We start from the raw sequence: 5,542 nt of genomic DNA, 5'->3' as shown, positions 1-5,542 counted from the left end.
GTGTTTTGGGTGGGTGTAGAGTAGTACGAGTCGTCAGGGCGTGTGAGTGTTTATCGCTCCTTGTCAGATGATGTTTTTGATAATTTTATGAGTGGTTTTCCTTGGTTTTCTGGGGATGGTTTGTTGGCTGGGTTTTTCTGGTTGGTGGGTTGTTTCTGGTTTGCTGTGTGGTGTGTTTCACTTGTTTTGGTGTTGCATGTTGCGGGGGATTGCTGGTAAGGTTATCTGGTTGCCTGCTTTGGTGGGTGGCTGAAAAATGAGATTGACCGGCGTGGTTGTCACTGGGATTGTTTTTCTTGGTGTGGTTGCGTGTGGTTTGTTGCTTGAGAACTCAATAGTGTGCTTTTTATTGTTCATAGCATCATCACGTGAGTGTGGTGGTGTGTGACTACAACTGATACCAAATTTTTATATATTTTATTTTGATATAACCTTTTTGGTTTCAGAATGACAGCATTGAAATGATGACCGAGTCACCGTACCCCGTGTGGCGTTTGAGGTTGTTGTTTTGTTTTTTATTTTGAGATCAGGTTTTCAAATGTCTTTTGTTTTCTAACGGAGAGTTTGATCCTGGCTCAGGACGAACGCTGGCGGCGTGCTTAACACATGCAAGTCGAACGATGAAGCTCCAGCTTGCTGGAGTGGATTAGTGGCGAACGGGTGAGTAATACGTGAGTAACCTGCCTTTGACTCTGGGATAAGCCTGGGAAACTGGGTCTAATACTGGATATGACCATTCTTCGCATGGAGTTTGGTGGAAAGGGTTTGTACTGGTTTTAGATGGGCTCACGGCCTATCAGCTTGTTGGTGAGGTAATGGCTCACCAAGGCGACGACGGGTAGCCGGCCTGAGAGGGTGACCGGCCACACTGGGACTGAGACACGGCCCAGACTCCTACGGGAGGCAGCAGTGGGGAATATTGCACAATGGGCGCAAGCCTGATGCAGCGACGCCGCGTGAGGGATGACGGCCTTCGGGTTGTAAACCTCTTTCAGCAGGGAAGAAGCGAAAGTGACGGTACCTGCAGAAGAAGCGCCGGCTAACTACGTGCCAGCAGCCGCGGTAATACGTAGGGCGCGAGCGTTGTCCGGAATTATTGGGCGTAAAGAGCTTGTAGGCGGTTTGTCGCGTCTGCTGTGAAAGACCGGGGCTTAACTCCGGTATTGCAGTGGGTACGGGCAGACTAGAGTGCAGTAGGGGAGACTGGAATTCCTGGTGTAGCGGTGAAATGCGCAGATATCAGGAGGAACACCGATGGCGAAGGCAGGTCTCTGGGCTGTAACTGACGCTGAGAAGCGAAAGCATGGGGAGCGAACAGGATTAGATACCCTGGTAGTCCATGCCGTAAACGTTGGGCACTAGGTGTGGGGGACATTCCACGTTTTCCGCGCCGTAGCTAACGCATTAAGTGCCCCGCCTGGGGAGTACGGCCGCAAGGCTAAAACTCAAAGGAATTGACGGGGGCCCGCACAAGCGGCGGAGCATGCGGATTAATTCGATGCAACGCGAAGAACCTTACCAAGGCTTGACATACACTGGATCGGATCAGAGATGGTTTTTCCCTTCGGGGCTGGTGTACAGGTGGTGCATGGTTGTCGTCAGCTCGTGTCGTGAGATGTTGGGTTAAGTCCCGCAACGAGCGCAACCCTCGTTCTATGTTGCCAGCACGTTATGGTGGGGACTCATAGGAGACTGCCGGGGTCAACTCGGAGGAAGGTGGGGATGACGTCAAATCATCATGCCCCTTATGTCTTGGGCTTCACGCATGCTACAATGGCCGGTACAATGGGTTGCGATACTGTGAGGTTGAGCTAATCCCAAAAAGCCGGTCTCAGTTCGGATTGGGGTCTGCAACTCGACCCCATGAAGTCGGAGTCGCTAGTAATCGCAGATCAGCAACGCTGCGGTGAATACGTTCCCGGGCCTTGTACACACCGCCCGTCAAGTCACGAAAGTTGGTAACACCCGAAGCCGGTGGCCTAACCTTTTTGGGGGGAGCCGTCGAAGGTGGGATTGGCGATTGGGACTAAGTCGTAACAAGGTAGCCGTACCGGAAGGTGCGGCTGGATCACCTCCTTTCTAAGGAGCTCAATCTTTTGGTTGGCCTGGTTTGTTCACGAGTGTTGGACACTGGGTTTGCTCATGGGTGGAATGTTGGTTGTGGTTTTTGGATGGTAGAGGGCGCATTGTTGGGTTTTGAGGTTGCAGGCTTTGGTTTGTGATTCTCGTTTTGCCTGGTGCTGATGGGTGCTGCTGTTTTTTGTGGTGGTGTTTGTTGGTAGTTGGGTTGTTGTTTGAGAACTGTATAGTGGACGCGAGCATCTTCTGGAAACTGTTTGAATGATTTTTGTTGTTTGGATGTGTTTCTTTGATTTGTAAAACTTAGTTATTTTGAAATAATCTTTGATTATTTTGTGTGTCGTAAGTCATTAAGGGCACACGGTGGATGCCTTGGCATCAGGAGCCGATGAAGGACGTGTGAATCTGCGATAAGCCTCGGGGAGTCGATAACAGGACGTTGATTCGAGGATTTCCGAATGGGGAAACCCAGCAAGTTGTAAGGCTTGTTACCACCAGTTGAATGTATAGGCTGGTTGGGGGGAACGCGGGGAAGTGAAACATCTCAGTACCTGCTGGAAGAGAAAATAAATAATGATTCTGTGAGTAGTGGCGAGCGAAAGCGGATGAGACTAAACCTGTGGTGTGTGATACCGGTTAGGGGTTGCATCATGGGGGTTGTGGGAGCAGCGTGGTAGTTCTAACTGGCTACTGGCTTGATGTCGTGTTGGGTAGGTGAAGGCCTTGGGATGGGCTGCCGTAGAGGGTGAGAGTCCCGTAACCGAAATTTGACACGCCGGGCGTTTGTTTTCCCGAGTAGCACGGGGCTCGTGGAATCTCGTGTGAATCTGCCAGGACCACCTGGTAAGTCTAAATACTTCCTGATGACCGATAGTGAATCAGTACCGTGAGGGAATGGTGAAAAGTACCCCGGGAGGGGAGTGAAATAGTACCTGAAACCGTGTGCTTACAAGCCGTTGGAGCCTTTTGGGGTGACAGCGTGCCTTTTGAAGAATGAGCCTGCGAGTTAGTGTTCTGTCGCGAGGTTAACCCGTGTGGGGTAGCCGTAGCGAAAGCGAGTCTGAATAGGGCGTTTGAGTGGCAGGATCTAGACCCGAAGCGGAGTGATCTATCCATGGCCAGGTTGAAGCGACGGTAAGACGTCGTGGAGGACCGAACCCACTTCAGTTGAAAATGGAGGGGATGAGCTGTGGATAGGGGTGAAAGGCCAATCAAACTCTGTGATAGCTGGTTCTCCCCGAAATGCATTTAGGTGCAGCGTCGTGTGTTTCTTATCAGAGGTAGAGCTACTGGTTGGCCGATGGGCCGTATTGGTTACTGACGTCAGCCAAACTCCGAATGCTGGTAAGTGAGAGCGCGGCAGTGAGACAGTGGGGGATAAGCTTCATTGTCGAGAGGGAAACAGCCCAGACCATCAATTAAGGTCCCTAAGCGTGTACTAAGTGGGAAAGGATGTGGAGTTGCTTAGACAACCAGGAGGTTGGCTTAGAAGCAGCCATCCTTGAAAGAGTGCGTAATAGCTCACTGGTCAAGTGATTCTGCGCCGATAATGTAGCGGGGCTCAAGTACACCACCGAAGTTGTGGCAATGAGATTTTTCTTGTTGGGTAGGGGAGCGTCGTGTATTCGGTGAAGCTGCGGTGTGAACTGTGGTGGAGGGTATGCGAGTGAGAATGCAGGCATGAGTAGCGAATCACGGGTGGGAAACCCGTGCGCCGGATGATCAAGGGTTCCAGGGTCAAGCTAATCTGCCCTGGGTTAGTCGGGGCCTAAGGCGAGGCCGACAGGCGTAGTCGATGGATAACGGGTTGATATTCCCGTACCGACGAAGAACCGTCAATACTGAATTGGTGATGCTAACTATGCGATGCTGGTGTGCCTTCTTTTTGGGGGTGTGCTGGTTGGTTGTAGGGTCCTATCCTTGGAGGTAAACGTATTAACAGGTGTGACGCAGGAAGGTAGCCAAGCCACGCGGTGGTTGTCGTGGTCTAAGCGTGTAGGGTATCCAGTTGTTAAATGCGCTGGTGTTGGCCTGAGACGTGATGGGACTCCTTTGTGGAGGATTTGGTGATCCTATGCTGCCGAGAAAAGCATCGGCGTGAGGTTCTAGTTGCCCGTACCCTAAACCGACACAGGTGATCAGGTAGAGAATACTAAGGCGATCGAGAGAATCATGGTTAAGGAACTCGGCAAAATGCCCCCGTAACTTCGGGAGAAGGGGGACCTTGAGCGTGAACTGCCCTTGCGGTGGGGAGCGTGTATGGGTCGCAGAGACCAGGGGGAAGCGACTGTTTATCAAAAACACAGGTCCGTGCGAAGTCGTAAGACGATGTATACGGACTGACTCCTGCCCGGTGCTGGAAGGTTAAGAGGATTGGTTAGCTCTTTTGGGCGAAGCTGAGAATTTAAGCCCCAGTAAACGGCGGTGGTAACTATAACCATCCTAAGGTAGCGAAATTCCTTGTCGGGTAAGTTCCGACCTGCACGAATGGAGTAACGACTTCCCTACTGTCTCAACCATGAACTCGGCGAAATTGCAGTACGAGTAAAGATGCTCGTTTCGCGCAGCAGGACGGAAAGACCCCGTGACCTTTACTATAGTTTGGTATTGATGTTCGGTGTGGCTTGTGTAGGATAGGTGGGAGATGTTGAAGCCGTGACGCTAGTTATGGTGGAGTCGTTGTTGAAATACCACTCTGGTCATATTGGATGTCTAACTTCGGGCCATGATCTGGTTCAGGGACAGTGCCTGATGGGTAGTTTAACTGGGGCGGTTGCCTCCTAAAGTGTAACGGAGGCGCCCAAAGGTTCCCTCAGCCTGGTTGGCAATCAGGTGTTGAGTGTAAGTGCACAAGGGAGCTTGACTGTGAGACTGGCAGGTCGAGCAGGGACGAAAGTCGGGACTAGTGATCCGGCGGTACGTTGTGGAACGGCCGTCGCTCAACGGATAAAAGGTACCTCGGGGATAACAGGCTGATCTTGCCCAAGAGTCCATATCGACGGCATGGTTTGGCACCTCGATGTCGGCTCGTCGCATCCTGGGGCTGGAGTTGGTCCCAAGGGTTGGGCTGTTCGCCCATTAAAGCGGTACGCGAGCTGGGTTCAGAACGTCGTGAGACAGTTCGGTCCCTATCCGCTGCGTGCGTTGGAAATTTGAGAAAGGCTGTCCTTAGTACGAGAGGACCGGGACGGACGAACCTCTGGTATGTCAGTTGTACCGCCAGGTGCATGGCTGATTGGCTACGTTCGGGAGGGATAACCGCTGAAGGCATCTAAGCGGGAAGCCTGTTTTGAGATGAGATTTCCTTGCCCTTTGTGGGTGTGAGGTTCCCTATAGATGATGGGGTTGATAGGCCGGGTATGGAAGCAAGGACGTGAGACTTGTGGAGTTGACTGGTACTAATAGACCGAAGGCTTATGTTTATTTTGGCTTTGTTTTGTGTTTGTGTCCACTGTACGGTTTT

Annotated in this window: 2 rRNA genes; both read left to right on the top strand. The window is 51.6% G+C overall.

The features are described 5' to 3' along the window. Positions 1-552 precede the first annotated feature (552 nt). A 16S ribosomal RNA gene (locus ACN081_RS08410) occupies positions 553-2,079 on the top strand. Between the two features lie 340 nt (positions 2,080-2,419). Next, positions 2,420-5,501 (top strand): 23S ribosomal RNA (locus tag ACN081_RS08405). The 16S and 23S rRNA genes sit together here, the layout of an rRNA operon. The last annotated feature ends 41 nt before the right edge of the window (positions 5,502-5,542 follow it).

The organism is Rothia sp. P13129, assembly GCF_048512865.1.
GTDB lineage: Bacteria > Actinomycetota > Actinomycetes > Actinomycetales > Micrococcaceae > Rothia.
The sequence above is the reverse complement of the archived record's forward strand: the minus strand, read 5'-3'. Positions and strand labels throughout refer to the sequence as shown.